The organism is Sinorhizobium sp. NG07B, from assembly GCF_002532005.1.
Classification (GTDB): domain Bacteria; phylum Pseudomonadota; class Alphaproteobacteria; order Rhizobiales; family Rhizobiaceae; genus Sinorhizobium; species Sinorhizobium fredii_C.
On record NZ_NWTD01000001.1, the window covers coordinates 256,559 to 271,171 of the forward strand.

At 63.9% G+C, this 14,613-nt stretch carries 14 protein-coding genes; 13 read left to right on the top strand and 1 reads right to left on the bottom strand.

Annotated features, from left to right (window positions below):
* Positions 1-40 precede the first annotated feature (40 nt).
* The 13 genes from CO664_RS01315 to CO664_RS01375 all read left to right on the top strand — a co-directional run bounded on the left by CO664_RS01315 (position 41) and on the right by CO664_RS01375 (position 13,950).
* On the top strand, positions 41-2,890 hold the full coding sequence (locus CO664_RS01315) for a [protein-PII] uridylyltransferase (protein ID WP_097537748.1): 2,850 nt from the start codon (positions 41-43) through the stop codon (positions 2,888-2,890).
* Positions 2,887-4,494 (top strand): murein biosynthesis integral membrane protein MurJ, encoded by a 1,608-nt coding sequence (murJ, locus tag CO664_RS01320; RefSeq protein WP_097537749.1) that lies wholly within the window; start codon positions 2,887-2,889, stop codon positions 4,492-4,494. Before CO664_RS01315 ends, murJ begins: the two co-directional genes overlap by 4 nt.
* A complete protein-coding gene (locus CO664_RS01325; RefSeq protein ID WP_097537750.1) occupies positions 4,491-4,883 on the top strand; it encodes a VOC family protein in 393 nt (130 codons plus the stop codon). Before murJ ends, CO664_RS01325 begins: the two co-directional genes overlap by 4 nt.
* A gap of 73 nt (positions 4,884-4,956) precedes the next feature.
* Positions 4,957-6,021: a tryptophan--tRNA ligase gene (gene trpS, locus CO664_RS01330; RefSeq protein WP_037378144.1), complete on the top strand. Its 1,065-nt coding sequence runs from the start codon at positions 4,957-4,959 to the stop codon at positions 6,019-6,021.
* Between the two features lie 52 nt (positions 6,022-6,073).
* Entirely contained in the window at positions 6,074-6,565 is a 492-nt protein-coding gene (locus CO664_RS01335; RefSeq protein WP_037378146.1) for a universal stress protein, read from the top strand.
* A 104-nt stretch (positions 6,566-6,669) separates the two neighbouring features.
* Positions 6,670-7,236 carry a NifU family protein gene (locus tag CO664_RS01340; protein ID WP_037378149.1) on the top strand — a complete coding sequence of 189 codons (567 nt, stop codon included), beginning with the start codon at positions 6,670-6,672 and terminating at the stop codon, positions 7,234-7,236.
* A 155-nt stretch (positions 7,237-7,391) separates the two neighbouring features.
* A complete protein-coding gene (tsaB, locus tag CO664_RS01345; RefSeq protein ID WP_097525547.1) occupies positions 7,392-8,072 on the top strand; it encodes a tRNA (adenosine(37)-N6)-threonylcarbamoyltransferase complex dimerization subunit type 1 TsaB in 681 nt (226 codons plus the stop codon).
* Positions 8,073-8,155: 83 nt separating this feature from the next.
* Positions 8,156-8,653, top strand: coding sequence for an N-acetyltransferase (locus tag CO664_RS01350; protein WP_097525548.1), 498 nt, complete (start codon positions 8,156-8,158; stop codon positions 8,651-8,653).
* 135 nt (positions 8,654-8,788) lie between these two features.
* A complete protein-coding gene (locus CO664_RS01355; protein WP_097537751.1) occupies positions 8,789-9,604 on the top strand; it encodes a 1-acyl-sn-glycerol-3-phosphate acyltransferase in 816 nt (271 codons plus the stop codon).
* A 79-nt stretch (positions 9,605-9,683) separates the two neighbouring features.
* Positions 9,684-11,084 (top strand): tRNA (N6-isopentenyl adenosine(37)-C2)-methylthiotransferase MiaB, encoded by a 1,401-nt coding sequence (gene miaB, locus CO664_RS01360; RefSeq protein ID WP_097525550.1) that lies wholly within the window; start codon positions 9,684-9,686, stop codon positions 11,082-11,084.
* Between the two features lie 113 nt (positions 11,085-11,197).
* Positions 11,198-12,253, top strand: coding sequence for a PhoH family protein (locus CO664_RS01365; RefSeq protein ID WP_037420741.1), 1,056 nt, complete (start codon positions 11,198-11,200; stop codon positions 12,251-12,253).
* 17 nt (positions 12,254-12,270) lie between these two features.
* Positions 12,271-12,777: an rRNA maturation RNase YbeY gene (ybeY, locus tag CO664_RS01370; protein ID WP_037420738.1), complete on the top strand. Its 507-nt coding sequence runs from the start codon at positions 12,271-12,273 to the stop codon at positions 12,775-12,777.
* Between the two features lie 12 nt (positions 12,778-12,789).
* Entirely contained in the window at positions 12,790-13,950 is a 1,161-nt protein-coding gene (locus tag CO664_RS01375; RefSeq protein ID WP_097525553.1) for a hemolysin family protein, read from the top strand.
* Between the two features lie 6 nt (positions 13,951-13,956).
* Here CO664_RS01375 and CO664_RS01380 read toward each other — a convergent pair whose 3' ends face one another.
* Complete coding sequence (locus tag CO664_RS01380; RefSeq protein ID WP_037420733.1) at positions 13,957-14,532, bottom strand: NYN domain-containing protein; 576 nt, start codon at positions 14,530-14,532, stop codon at positions 13,957-13,959.
* Between the last annotated feature and the right edge of the window lie 81 nt (positions 14,533-14,613).

Consider the following 14,613-nt stretch of genomic DNA (forward strand, 5'->3'; position numbering starts at 1 on the left):
ACCATTACGATCAGTCGGACAGGACGCCTCCCGGCACTAAATGGCCAAACACGAAACTTCCTTCCCTGAAATTCTCGACGTCGCCGCACTTCGGGCCAAGTGCGGCTTCATCGCCTCGGCCCATGCCGAGCAGCGCGAGCCGATGCGCCGCGCGCTTCTCGCCGCCTTCAAGGAGGCGAACAATGCAGGCCGAGCCAAGGCGCGCGAACTGCTTGCCGTCGACGGGGCCGGCATCAAATGCGCCGAGCGCATATCCTGGCTGCAGGATCAACTGATCACCGTGCTGCACGATTTCGTGCTGAACGAGGTGTTCGACGCCGCCCATGCGCCGGCGGCTTCCCGGCTCGCCGTGACCGCGGTCGGCGGCTATGGCCGCGGCACCCTGGCGCCGGGCTCGGACATAGACCTGCTCTTCCTGTTGCCGCCCAAAAAGGCGGTCTGGGCGGAGCCTGCCATCGAATTCACACTCTACGTCCTGTGGGACCTCGGCTTCAAGGTCGGCCATGCGACGCGCACCATCGACGAATGCATCCGACTGTCGCGCGCCGACATGACGATCCGCACGGCGATCCTCGAATGCCGCTATATTTGCGGTTCCGAGGCGCTGGCTGGCGAACTCGAGCAGCGCTTCGATCACGAGATCGTCCGCAACACTGGCCCCGAATTCATCGCTGCCAAGCTCGCCGAACGCGACGGGCGCCACCGCAAGGCGGGCGACACCCGCTATCTCGTCGAGCCGAACGTCAAGGAGGGCAAGGGGGGCTTACGCGATCTGCACACGCTGTTCTGGATCGCCAAGTATTTCTACCGGGTTAAGGATCCGGCCGACCTCGTCAAGCTCGGCGTCCTGTCGCGGCAGGAATACAAGCTTTTCCAGAAATCGGACGATTTCCTCTGGGCAGTTCGCTGCCACATGCACTTCCTGACCGGAAAGGCGGAGGAACGCCTGTCCTTCGACATCCAGCGCGAGATTGCCGAAGCGCTCGGCTATCACGACCATCCGGGCCTCTCGGCGGTCGAACGCTTCATGAAGCATTACTTCCTCGTCGCCAAGGACGTCGGCGATCTCACCCGCATCTTCTGCGCCGCGCTCGAGGACCAGCAGGCCAAGGATACGCCGGGGATCTCGGGCGTCTTCAGCCGCTTCCGGCACCGCACGCGCAAGATTGCCGGTACGCTCGATTTCGTCGACGATGGCGGCCGCATCGCGCTCGCAAGCCCGGACGTCTTCAAACGGGATCCGATCAACCTGCTGCGCCTGTTCCATATTGCCGATATCCACGGGCTGGAGTTCCATCCGAACGCGCTGAAGCAGGTGACCCGTTCGCTCGGCCTGATCACCCCGCATTTGCGCGAAAGCGACGAGGCCAACCGGCTGTTCCTGTCGATCCTCACCTCGCGCCGCAATCCGGAACTGATCCTGAGGCGCATGAACGAGTCGGGCGTGCTCGGCCGGTTCATCCCGGATTTCGGCAAGATCGTCTCGATGATGCAGTTCAACATGTATCATCACTACACGGTGGACGAGCACCTCTTGCGCACGGTCGACGTGCTGTCGCGGATCGATCGCGGCCTCGAGGAGGAAGCGCACCCGCTGACGGCCATGCTGATGCCCGGCATCGAGGATCGCGAGGCGCTCTACGTCGCCGTGCTGCTGCACGACATCGCCAAGGGCCGGCCCGAGGACCATTCGGTCGCCGGCGCCAAGGTTGCCCGCAAGCTCTGCCCGCGTCTCGGCCTGTCGCCGAAGCAGACCGAGACGGTGGTCTGGCTGGTCGAGGAACATCTGACCATGTCGATGGTCGCGCAGACCCGCGACCTCAATGACCGCAAGACCATCCTCGACTTCGCCGAGCGTGTGCAATCGCTCGAGCGCCTGAAGATGCTGCTCATCCTGACCGTCTGCGACATCCGGGCGGTCGGCCCCGGCGTCTGGAACGGCTGGAAGGGGCAGTTGCTGCGCACGCTCTATTACGAAACCGAGCTTCTTCTCTCCGGCGGCTTCTCGGAACTGTCGCGCAAGGAGCGGGCAAAGCACGCCGCCCATATGCTTGCAGACGCGCTCAAGGACTGGTCGAAGAAGGAGCGGGACGCCTATGTCCGGCTTCACTACCAGCCCTATCTCCTGACCGTGGCGCTCGAGGATCAGGTGCGGCACGCCGAATTCATCCGCGAGGCGGATAAGGCCGGCAAGACCCTGGCGACGATGGTGCGCACCCATCATTTCCATGCCATCACCGAGATCACCGTGCTTTCGCCGGACCATCCGCGGCTGCTGACGGTCATCGCCGGCGCCTGCGCCGCCGCGGGCGCCAACATCGTAGACGCGCAGATCCATACGACCTCGGATGGCCGGGCGCTGGATACGATCCTCGTCAACCGGGAGTTCTCGGTCGACGAGGACGAGATGCGGCGCGCGGCGAGCATCGGCAAGCTGATCGAGGACGTGCTCTCCGGCCGCAAGCGGCTGCCGGAGGTGATCGCCAGCCGCACCCGGGCGAAGAGGCGCAGCAAGGCCTTCACGGTGACGCCGGAGGTGACGATCAGCAATACGCTGTCGAACAAGTTCACCGTCATCGAGGTCGAGGGCCTCGACCGGACCGGCCTGCTTTCCGAGATCACCGCGGTGCTTTCCGACCTCTCGCTCGATATCGCCTCGGCCCATATCACCACTTTCGGCGAGAAGGTCATCGACACCTTCTATGTGACCGACCTGGTCGGCGCGAAGATCATCAATGAGAACCGGCAGAGTAACATTGCCGCTCGCCTCAAGGCAGTGCTGGCCGGCGAGGTCGACGAGGCGCGCGAGCGCATGCCCTCCGGCATCATCGCTCCCGCCCATCCGCCGCGGACGTCGCACGCTTCCAGAACGACAAAAGCCGAAACATGAGCCTCGTCAAGAAATTCGCAACCGTCGGCGGCGCGACGCTCGGAAGCCGCGTCTTCGGCTTCGTGCGCGAGACCTTCATGGCGGCCGCCCTCGGCACCGGACCGGTCGCCGACGCTTTCAACACGGCCTTCCGGCTCCCCAACACCTTTCGCCGGCTTTTCGCCGAGGGTGCGTTCAACTCGGCTTTCGTGCCGCTCTTCGCCAAGGAGATCGAGGCGCGCGGCATGGACGGCGCCCGCCGCTTTTCCGAAGAAGTGTTCGGCGTGCTCTTCACCGTCCTTTTGTTTCTGACGATCGCCATGGAACTGGCGATGCCGTTTATCGTGCGCGAACTGATCGCTCCCGGTTTCGCCGACGATCCGGCGAAATTCGCAAGCACCGTCACCTTCGCGACGATCATGTTCCCGTATCTCGCCTGCATGTCGCTGGCGGCGATGATGGCGGGCATGCTCAATTCGCTGCACCGCTATTTCGCCGCGGCGATCGCGCCGGTGTTCCTCAACTTCATCCTGATCGGCGCGCTTGCCTATGCCTGGTATAGCGGCCAGGACGCGGTTGCCGTCGGCTACAGCCTCTCCTGGGGCGTCATGGCGGCCGGCCTCGTCCAGCTGGCGATCGTCTGGATCGCCGTCCGCAACGCCGGCATCCGGATCGGCTTCCGCCGTCCGCGCCTGACCGCCAATGTCCGGCGCCTGCTGGTGCTGGCGCTGCCGGCGGCGATCACCGGCGGCATCACCCAGATCAACCTGCTGATCAACACCAATATCGCCTCGGCGCAGGAAGGGGCGGTTTCGTCGCTCGTCTATGCCGACCGCATCTACCAGCTTCCGCTCGGCGTCGTCGGCATCGCGGTCGCAACCGTGCTCTTGCCGGAGCTGGCGCGGGCGCTTCGCGCCGGCAATCTCAACGAGGCGTCGAACCTCCAGAACCGCTCCGTCGAGTTCACCCTGTTCCTGACCCTGCCGGCGGCCGCGGCGCTGCTGGTCATGTCGGAACCGATCGTCCGGCTGCTCTTCGAACGCGGAAAGTTCTCGCCCGAATCGACCGTCGTCGTCGGGCATATCCTGGCGATCTACGGTCTCGGCCTGCCGGCCTTCGTGCTGATCAAGGCCTTCATCCCGGGCTTCTTCGCGCGGGAGGACACGCGCACGCCGATGATCTTCGCGGCGATCTCGGTGGCGGTGAACGTGTCCTTGGCGCTGGCGCTGTTTCCCTCGCTCGGCGCCAGCGGCATCGCCACCGCCGAGATCGTCGCCGGCTGGGTGAACGCCCTCCTGCTCTTTGCGACGCTCGCCTGGCGCGGCCACTGGGGCCGCGACATTCCGCTACTCACCCGCATTCCGCGCCTTGTGATCGCCGCGGCGATCATGGCGGCGGCGCTCCACTACGCCATCCAGTGGCTGGTCTTCCCCCTTTCCTCCGCCGCGCCACTGGCGATCCGCGCCGCAAGTGTCTGCGGCCTGGTGGCGGTTGCGATGTCGATCTATTTCGCCGCCGCCTTTGGGCTCGGCGGCGCCAGCCTGGGGATGATACGCCGCAGCTTGAAGCGCAAAGCTGTTCCGGCGGCTGCCTCGAGGGCGGGTGAGGGGACCGGCGAGCCATGAGGCAGACCATTGCCCGGGTCGCCATTCTCGTCCCGGACTATGTCGAGGGCATCGCCTTCTATTGCGGTCGCTTGGGCTTCGATCTGATCGAGGACACCGATCTAGGCGATGGCAAGCGTTGGGTGCTGGTGCGGCCGAGAGGCGCGACCGAAACGGCGCTGCTCATCGCCAGGGCCGAGGGCGATCGGCAGAAGGCGGCGATCGGCAATCAGACCGGCGGCCGCGTCGGCTTCTTCCTCTTCACCGACGACTTTGCCCGCGACCATGCGACGATGCTTGCCGCCGGCGTCGAATTCCTCGAGACGCCGCGCCATGAGGCCTACGGCATTGTCGCCGTCTTCACCGATCCGTTCGGCAATCGTTGGGACCTCCTGCAACCCGCCTCTTGATTGCATTTGGCGCGCCGTGCATAAGCGCGGCGATATCAATTGGTGGGCCCTCCACAAGCCCGATGAGGACGACATGAACGAATTCAGGCCGCTCGTATTTTCCGGCGTTCAACCGACCGGCAATCTGCATCTCGGCAATTATCTCGGCGCGATCCGAAAATTCGTCGCCCTGCAGGAGAACAACGACTGCATCTATTGCGTCGTCGACCTCCACTCCATCACCGCGCAGCTCGTGCATGACGACCTGCCGGGCCAGATCCGCTCGATCGCGGCCGCCTTCGTCGCCTCGGGCATCGATCCCGAGAAGCATATCGTCTTCAACCAGTCGGCGGTGCCGCAGCATGCGGAGCTTGCCTGGATCTTCAACTGCGTCGCCCGCATCGGCTGGATGAACCGGATGACGCAATTCAAGGACAAGGCCGGCAAGGACCGCGAGAACGCCTCCCTCGGCCTGCTTGCTTACCCGAGCCTGATGGCGGCCGACATCCTCGTCTACCGCGCCACCCATGTTCCGGTCGGTGACGACCAGAAGCAGCATCTGGAGCTCACCCGCGACATTGCCCAGAAGTTCAATATCGACTTCATGGAGCACATAAGGGCGCGCGGCTACGGCGTCGATATCGTCGTCGGCGAAGAACCGATCCATGCCTATTTCCCGCCGGTCGAGCCGCTGATCGGCGGACCGGCGCCGCGCGTCATGTCATTGCGCGACGGCACGAAGAAGATGTCGAAATCCGATCCGTCCGACCTGTCGCGCATCAATCTGCTGGATGATCCGGAGACGATCGCGAAGAAGATTCGCAAGGCCAAGACCGATCCCGATGCGCTGCCGAGCGAAGCCGAAGGGTTGAAGGGCCGCCCGGAGGCGGAAAACCTCGTCGGCATCTATGCCGCACTTGCCGACCGGACGAAGGATCAGGTCCTCGCCGAGTTCGGCGGTCAGCAATTCTCGGTCTTCAAGCCGGCCCTTATCGATCTCGCCGTCGAAGTGCTGTCGCCGATCACCGGCGAGATGCGTCGCCTGATGGACGACACTGCGCATATCGACTCGATCCTCAGGAATGGCGGCGAGCGGGCGCGGGCGCGGGCGGAAAAGACCATGCGCGAGGTTCGCGAGATCATCGGCTTTTTGCAGTAGTCCGCCGAAATGAGAGCTTGCGGGACGCATGCGGCGATGTAATGTTCGCCGCATGGTTTCCACCCGACTCTCACGACTGGAAGGTCATCGCCGCAAGTTCATGGCGGTGATCGACGACACGCCAGAATGCGGTCGTGCCGTGCACTATGCAGGCATGCGCGCCAAGAACTCCAATGGCGGTCTCGTGCTGCTCTATGTGATCTCCGACGCCGACTTCCAGCAATGGCTGGGCGTGGAGGAAATCATGCGGGCGGAGGCGCGCGAGGAGGCCGAGGCGACGCTTGCCAAGGTCGCGCAGACGGTACGCGAGAGGATCGGCATCGAGCCGGAAATCGTCATTCGCGAGGGGATCGCCACGGAGCAGATATACGCGCTGATCGAGGAAGATCGGGATATCGCCATCCTCGTGCTTGCCGCGGGATCGGCGAAGGAAGGGCCAGGCCCTCTCGTATCGTCGATCGCAGGCAAGGCGGCGGCCTTTCCGATTCCGGTCACGGTCATTCCCGATCTTCTGACCGACGAGGAGATCGACGCGCTGACCTGACAGTGCGGCAGAACGCGCCCTTGCGGCGCCGGAGCGATGCCCCTATATTTTTGAACAATTCTAAAGAGCCGGTTGAGAGCGCTCCCGGCGCAACGGAGAGAACCATGTTCATCCAGACCGAAGCCACGCCGAATCCGGCCACGTTGAAGTTCCTACCGGGCAAGGTGGTGATGGAGAACGGAACCGCCGAATTCCGAAGCGAGGAAGAGGCGCGCGCCGGTTCGCCGCTGGCAGCACGGCTTTTTTCGATTCCCGGCGTCAGCGGCGTCTATTTCGGCTACGACTTCATCACCGTCAGCAAGGAAGGGCAGGAGTGGCAGCACCTGAAGCCTGCGGTCCTTGGCTCGATCATGGAGCATTTCATGTCCGGCCAGCCGATCATGTCGGGCGCCGGCCGCGCCGAAGAGACGGATCAGGAAGGTGAGTTCTATGACGAGGGCGACGAGGCGATCGTCGCGACGATCAAGGAACTGCTCGACACGCGGGTGCGCCCGGCCGTCGCCCAGGATGGCGGCGACATCACCTTCCGGGGTTTCAAGGACGGCACCGTGTTCCTGAACATGAAGGGAGCCTGCTCCGGTTGCCCGTCCTCGACCGCGACGCTCAGGCACGGCGTGCAGAACTTGCTGCGCCATTTCGTGCCCGAGGTCGAATCGGTCGAATCGGTCTGAAGCCGTCCTCGGATTCGGATGATAGCGACTTAGGCTTGTTGCAGCCCCAAGATTTTCGGACACCGACGACAGGCGACGGCTGCGGTCGCGCCTTGCAGCGGAAGAGCCTCTTCGCGGGCCGGCGAAGCAGCGCAGGGAGGTCATGGCGTCTCACAATGTTGGTCCTTGCCATCGATACCTCGGGCAGCGGTTGCGCGGCTGCAGTCTATGACGGCGCGGCGGGCGAAGTGCTGGCCCATGCCGGCGCCGACATCGGCCGCGGTCATGCCGAGCGCCTGATGGAGTTCGTCGATGAGGCGCTCTTCGCCTCCGGCAGGGAACTTGCGGACATAGACCGGATCGCCGTCACCGTAGGGCCGGGGTCGTTCACCGGCATTCGCGTCGGCGTCGCAGCGGCGCGCGGCCTGGCGCTTGCCCTCGGCAAGCCGGCCCTCGGTATCACCACGCTCCAGCTTGTTGCCGAGAGCGCCAGGGAGAAGCAGCCGGGGCAGCCGGTGCTGGCGGTCATCGACGCGAAACGGGACGAGCTCTATGTCCAGGCCTTTAGCGCGTGCGGCGAGGCGCAAGGCGAGCCCGAAATCCTGCCGCTCGCCACAGCGCGCGACCGCTTTTACGGTTTCGTCGGCGTTATTTGCGGCTCCGGCGCACCGCTCGTTGCCTCGGCCGATACGGTCGGCAAGCCGGACGAGATCGATATCGCCATCGATATCGGCCTCGTCGGCCGGCTAGGCGCTACGGCCGATCCAGCCTCGGCCAAGCCGAAACCGCTCTACTTGCGGGGCCCGGATGCAAAGCCTCAGGCGGGCTTCGCCGTCAGGAGGGCGACGGCAGGATAGACCCGTTCAGCCAATCGAGACAGCCGGCCGGCGCCCTGGATGAGGAGGGCGCGGTACCGTCGAGCCGGATGCGCAGGACAGAGATGAGCTTCACCGACTATTTCACGCGCCGAACTGAATTCGACATCTTCCCGCTGGAGGAGGCGGACCTGATCGCGGCGGCAACTCTGCACAGCCAGCGTTTCGCCAAGCCCTGGAGCGACGGCGAAATTCATGCGCTCCTGCTGCAGGAAACGGTCTTCGGCTTCGCTGCCCGCCAGACGAATGGCACGTTTCGACCTGCATTCGGAGGCTTCGTGCTGTCGCGTGCCGCCGCGGGTGAGGCCGAGGTCCTGTCGATCGGCGTCGATCCGCGTTTTGCCCGCTCCGGTCTCGGCTGGCGGCTGATGCAGGCGGTGATGCGCGAGGCGATCGTCAAGGGCGCTGAGACGCTATTCCTCGAAGTCGATGAGGCGAACCTGGCAGCGATCGGACTCTACGGCAAGCTCGGCTTCGCGAAGGTCGGCGAGCGCAAGGCCTATTATCAGGGAGCGGGCGGGTCGCGCACGGCCGCCCTTGTCATGCGGCTCGATCTTCGCTAGAGCATTTTGCAGGCAGGTGGACTCACCTGCCGTCGCATAAATGCGGCAAATCAATCCGATAGAGCGGCGGCGCGGACGCATTGAGCGCACCCGCTCCAGTCCCGTCGAAGTGGTCGGATCAGAAAGTCTTTCCGGATGATCAACTGGATACGGGTCGCGCTCTACGCCATCCTGCTGGCGATCGTCTCTTTGCTGCTGATGCCGGTCCAACTTGTCTGCCTCTGGCTGGATATGAAGCCGCGCCGCTTCCTGCCGCGGTTCTGGCATCGCATCGCCTGCCGTCTGCTCGGCCTTCGCGTTCGGGTCCACGGGGAATTGGATCGGCGGCGGCCGCTGCTGATAAGCGCCAATCACGTCTCCTGGAAGGACATAATGGTCCTGTCGTCCATTGCCGATGTCGTTTTCGTAGCCAAGTCGGACGTCAGGGACTGGCCCGTCTTCGGTATCCTTGCCCGCCTGCAGGCCTCGGTTTTTATTGAACGCGAGCAGAAACGCACAACCGGCCACCAGGTAAGCGAGATCGGCCGCCGGCTCGCAGACGGCGAGGTCGTCGTGCTCTTTCCGGAGGGGACGACTTCGGACGGCAACCGCCTTCTCGAGATCAAGACCTCGCTGTTCGGCGCAGCCGCCTCGGCCGTGCCGCAGTCGCCGACCGGCGTCGTGCATGTCCAGCCGGTGGCGATTTCCTATACGGGCATCCATGGCATGCCCATGGGCCGCTACTACCGGCCGATCGCGGCCTGGCCGGGCGACATCGGGCTGCTGCCGCACCTCGTCGGGGTCCTTCGGGAAGGGGCGATCGACGTGGAAGTGGATTTCGGCGAGGCGGTGGATTACGACCGGTACTCCAGCCGCAAGACCATCAGCCGCCTCGTCGAGCAGCGGATCCGCAACATGTTGTCGGACCGGCTGAGAGGCCGGGCGCCGGCCCGGGAGAGGACCGCGGCCTAGCGATAACGAGCCGCCCCGCCGCCTTGGGTGCCGGCCGAAAATGCTTCAACTTTGGGCCGCTTTGCACTAAAGAACCCGCATGACCCAGGAAACCGCTCTTCTGCCGAAATCGCCCGTGGCGGGCGAGGAACACGCTCCGACGCGCAAGGTCTTCGTCAAGACCTATGGCTGCCAAATGAATGTCTACGATTCCGACCGTATGTCCGACGCGCTCACGCGGGACGGCTTTATTGCGACGGACGTGCTGGAAGATGCCGATTTCGTGCTGCTCAACACCTGTCATATCCGCGAGAAGGCCGCCGAAAAGGTCTATTCCGAACTGGGCCGGCTGCGCGAACTGAAGAAGGCGAAGGCGATCGCGGGCCGCGAAATGGTGATCGGCGTCGCCGGCTGCGTCGCCCAGGCCGAGGGCAACGAGATACTGCGGCGTGCGCCGGCGGTCGACCTCGTCATCGGCCCGCAAACCTACCACCGGCTGCCCGAGGCGTTGAAGCGGGCGAGGAGCGGCGAGCGCGTCGTCGAGACGGACTACGCCATCGAGGACAAGTTCGAGCATCTGCCGGCGCCGGACAGGGCCAAGACCCGTGCCCGCGGCGTCACCGCCTTTCTCACCGTGCAAGAAGGATGCGACAAATTCTGCACCTTCTGTGTGGTGCCCTACACACGCGGCTCGGAAGTCTCGCGCCCGGTGGCGCAGATCGTCGCTGAGGCGGAAAAGCTGGTCGACGGCGGCGTGCGTGAGATCACGCTGCTCGGCCAGAACGTCAATGCCTGGCATGCAACGGGGCCTGACGGACGCGACTGGGGCCTCGGCGACCTTCTGAGGCGCCTCGCCGAGATCGACGGCCTCGCGCGGCTGCGCTACACGACCAGCCACCCGCGCGACATGGACGAGAGCCTGATCGAGGCGCACCGATCGATGGCCAAGCTGATGCCCTATCTGCATCTGCCGGTCCAATCCGGGTCCGATCGCATCCTGAAAGTGATGAACCGGCGCCATACGGCGGCCGAATATCTTGCCCTTGTCGAGCGGATTCGCACCGTTCAACCCGATCTGGCGCTCTCCGGCGATTTCATCGTCGGCTTCCCGGGCGAGACCGACCAGGATTTCGAGGACACGATGCGTCTCGTCGAGGCGGTGGGTTATGCACAGGCCTTCTCTTTCAAATATTCAAGCCGCCCGGGTACGCCGGGGGCCGATCTCAAGGACCAGGTTCCCGAAGACGTAAAGGCCAAGCGGCTGGAAAGATTGCAGACTTTGCTCTTCAAACAGCAGCGCGACTTTGCCGCCGCCTGCGTCGGCAGAGAGATAGACCTGCTTCTGGAAAAGCCCGGCCGCATGCCGGGTCAGCTAGTCGGCCGCTCGCCCTGGCTGCAGCCCGTGAATGTTGATGCAAAACGATCGCAAATCGGTGACATTATCAAGGTACGAATCACCAAGGCCGGCCCGAACAGCCTGTTTGCCGAGATGATCGAATAGAGCAGGGGCACGAGAGCCTTCTCGGGAGCTTTTGCTGAGTTAAGGCGTTAGAACATTCTCTGCGCGTCATTTCACGCGCGGTGCCGAGATCGAGAGTGAGGAGCCAGAACCGCTTGAACGGACACGAAATGATTTCAACCTCATCGCGCCATTCCAAGACAACCGCGACAGACGCCAATCACTTCGTGCTCACGTTCGAGAACAATCGGTTCGCCAGCGAGCTCTTCGGCCAGTTCGACCAGAATTTGAAATTGCTTGAGGAACGGCTGCGCGTCGATGCCAGGCCGCGCGGCAATTCCGTTGCGATCTCCGGCGACATCGTGGCGACCAACCAGGCGCGGCGCGCGCTCGACTATCTCTATGGAAGACTGCAAAGTGGGGCTTCGATCGATACGTCCGACGTCGAAGGGGCGATCCGCATGGCGGTCGCGGCCGACGACCAGCTGCAGTTGCCGACCATGGAGCGCAAAGCCAAGTTGACGATGGCGCAGATTTCGACGCGCAAGAAGACGATTGCTGCGCGCACGCCGATGCAGGACGCCTATATCCGGGCCATGGAGCGGGCGGAGCTCGTCTTCGGCGTCGGCCCGGCCGGCACCGGCAAGACCTATCTCGCCGTCGCCCATGCGGCCCAGCTGCTGGAGCGCGGCGCCGTCGACCGCATCATCCTGTCGCGGCCGGCGGTCGAAGCGGGCGAGCGGCTCGGCTTCCTGCCCGGCGACATGAAAGAGAAGGTCGATCCCTATCTCAGGCCGCTCTACGATGCGCTTTACGACATGATGCCGGGCGACAAGGTGGAACGGGCGATTTCGGCCGGCGTGATCGAGATCGCGCCGCTCGCCTTCATGCGCGGCCGGACGCTCGCCAATGCCGCCGTCATCCTCGACGAGGCGCAGAACACGACGTCGATGCAGATGAAAATGTTCCTGACGCGCCTCGGCGAAAACGGCCGGATGATCGTCACCGGCGATCCGAGCCAGGTCGACCTGCCGCGCGGCGTGAAATCCGGTCTCGTCGAGGCGCTGCAGATCCTCAAGGGCGTCGAAGGCGTGTCGGTGATCCGCTTCAAGGATGCCGACGTGGTGCGCCATCCGATGGTGGCGCGGATCGTCAGGGCCTATGAAAGCCATACGGCCGTTCACGACGAAAGCGAACAGAGCGACCGCTGAGGCGGTCGCGACCAGTCATGACGGCTTTGGATATTCAGATCAGCGTCGATGAAGGAGACTGGCCGCCGGAGGACCGGTTGCAGGCCCTTTCTGCGCGCATTCTCGGCGCGGCCGCGGATTTTCTCGCCACCGAGGAGAAGCAGCCGTTCCCGGCGGAACCGCCGGAACTGTCGCTGGTCTTCACCGACGATCGGTCTATGCGGGAGATCAACGCCGAATGGCGCAACCAGGACAAGCCGACCAACGTGTTGTCCTTCCCCGCCTTCCCGGTGACGCCCGGCAGGATGCCGGGGCCGATGCTCGGCGACATTATCGTCGCCTACGAGACGCTGAAGCGCGAAGCCGATGAATTGGAGAAATCTTTCGACGAGCATCTGACGCATCTTCTCGTCCATGGATTCCTCCATCTTTTCGGCTATGATCATATTGAAGACGACGAAGCGGAAAGAATGGAAGGGTTGGAGACTCGCATTTTGGCGCGTCTTGGCCTATCTGATCCCTACGGGGACCGGACCCCGGATTGACAGTTTGGAACAATGAGCGACTTCAAGACACAGCCGGCAACGGTTGCCAGCGAGGAGGCCGATGCCTCCGGCGACGCCGACGCGGGCAGTAGTAGTACCACCGCCCGACCAGAGGGCAACAAATCCACCTCATCCTTCTGGAGCCGTGCGGCCCGCCTGTGGCGCGGTGCGGGTGCGTCAAGCCTGCGCGAGGATCTCGCCGACGCGCTGATGACGGATGCCGACAGCAACACCGCCTTTTCGCCCGAAGAGCGGGCGATGCTCAACAACATCCTCCGCTTCCGCGAGGTCCGCGTTGAGGACGTGATGGTGCCGCGTGCCGATATCGAAGCGGTCGATCAGAGCATCACGATCGGCGAACTCATGGTTCTCTTCGAAGAATCCGGCCGTTCGCGCATGCCGGTCTATAGCGAGGGCCTCGACGACCCGCGCGGCATGGTCCATATCCGCGACCTGCTCGCCTATGTGACCCGGCAGGCCCGCAACCGCCGCCGCAACGGGAAGGCAGCGCATCCGGTCGTCGCCGACAAGGTGGAGAAGACGCCGCGCCCGCCGAGGCCGGGCTTCGATCTATCGCGCGTCGACCTGAACAAATCGGTCGAGGAGGCGGGCATCATTCGCCAGGTCCTCTTCGTGCCCCCTTCGATGCTCGCTTCCGACCTGATGCAACGCATGCAGGCCGCACGCATTCAGATGGCGCTCGTCATCGACGAGTATGGCGGCACCGACGGGCTGGTCTCGCTCGAAGACATTGTCGAGATGGTGGTCGGCGACATCGAGGACGAGCATGACGACGACGAGGTGATGTTCGCCCGCTCGTCGGACGACGTTTTCGTGGCGGACGCGCGTGTCGAGCTCGAGGAGATTGCCGAGGCGATCGGTCCGGATTTCGACGTGCGCGAGCAGCTCGAGGACGTCGACACGCTGGGCGGCCTGGTCTTCGCATCGCTCGGCCGCATTCCGGTCCGCGGCGAGGTGGTGCAGGCCATTCCCGGCTTCGAGTTCCAAATCCTCGACGCCGATCCGCGTCGCGTAAAGCGGGTGCGCATCATGCGCAAGCGGCCGCCGGCACGCCGGCGGGTGGTCAAGCCCGAAAAGGAAATCTTGCCCGATGCGCTGCCGGCGAATGGCGGCGCTCAGGCAAACGCCCCGCCTCCGAGCTCGGCGGAATGATATGTTTTAGGTGGTGAGCGTTTCGTCGACCGGCTTGGCGGTCTGGGGCGACGCCTGTGGATGGCGGTCGATCTCGCTGCGCAATGTGATGAGATCGATGAAATGATCAGCTTGGCGGCGCAGTTCGTCGGCGATCATCGGCGGCTGGGTCGTGAGCGTCGAAACGACGGAAACCTTGCGTCCCCTGCGCTGCAACGCGTCCACCAGGGTGGTGAAATTGCCGTCGCCGGAGAAGAGGACGAAATGGTCGACGACGCGGCACTGTTCCATCGCGTCGATCGCGAGTTCTACATCCATGCTCCCCTTGATCTTGCGCCGGCCCTGGGCGTCAGTGAATTCCTTGGCCGGTTTGGTCACGACCGTGTAGCCATTGTAGTCCAGCCAGTCGATTAAGGGCCGGATCGAGGAAAATTCGAGGTCTTCGATGAGCGCCGTGTAGTAGTAGGCGCGCAGCAGATAGGCGCGTTTGTGGAATGCGGTCAACAACTTCCGGTAATCGATGTCGAAGCCGAGGCTCTTCGATGTCGCGTAGAGATTGGCGCCGTCAATGAAAAGCGCGATCTTTTCGCGGGTATCGAACATGGGGACCCCTTTTTTGTCCGAGATGCTGTTCTGGATCGCCTGTCCTACAACGCCGCGCGGTCAAGAGACGTGCAAAGGTCG

Bases quoted from the DNA above. Each gene is read 5' to 3' on its own strand.
- CO664_RS01315 (WP_097537748.1), top strand. From the start codon at position 41: ATGGCCAAACACGAAACTTCCTTCCCTGAAATTCTCGACGTCGCCGCA.
- murJ (WP_097537749.1), top strand. From the start codon at position 2,887: ATGAGCCTCGTCAAGAAATTCGCAACCGTCGGCGGCGCGACGCTCGGA.
- CO664_RS01325 (WP_097537750.1), top strand. From the start codon at position 4,491: ATGAGGCAGACCATTGCCCGGGTCGCCATTCTCGTCCCGGACTATGTC.
- trpS (WP_037378144.1), top strand. From the start codon at position 4,957: ATGAACGAATTCAGGCCGCTCGTATTTTCCGGCGTTCAACCGACCGGC.
- CO664_RS01335 (WP_037378146.1), top strand. From the start codon at position 6,074: ATGGTTTCCACCCGACTCTCACGACTGGAAGGTCATCGCCGCAAGTTC.
- CO664_RS01340 (WP_037378149.1), top strand. From the start codon at position 6,670: ATGTTCATCCAGACCGAAGCCACGCCGAATCCGGCCACGTTGAAGTTC.
- tsaB (WP_097525547.1), top strand. From the start codon at position 7,392: ATGTTGGTCCTTGCCATCGATACCTCGGGCAGCGGTTGCGCGGCTGCA.
- CO664_RS01350 (WP_097525548.1), top strand. From the start codon at position 8,156: ATGAGCTTCACCGACTATTTCACGCGCCGAACTGAATTCGACATCTTC.
- CO664_RS01355 (WP_097537751.1), top strand. From the start codon at position 8,789: ATGATCAACTGGATACGGGTCGCGCTCTACGCCATCCTGCTGGCGATC.
- miaB (WP_097525550.1), top strand. From the start codon at position 9,684: ATGACCCAGGAAACCGCTCTTCTGCCGAAATCGCCCGTGGCGGGCGAG.
- ybeY (WP_037420738.1), top strand. From the start codon at position 12,271: ATGACGGCTTTGGATATTCAGATCAGCGTCGATGAAGGAGACTGGCCG.
- CO664_RS01375 (WP_097525553.1), top strand. From the start codon at position 12,790: ATGAGCGACTTCAAGACACAGCCGGCAACGGTTGCCAGCGAGGAGGCC.
- CO664_RS01380 (WP_037420733.1), bottom strand. From the start codon at position 14,532: ATGTTCGATACCCGCGAAAAGATCGCGCTTTTCATTGACGGCGCCAAT.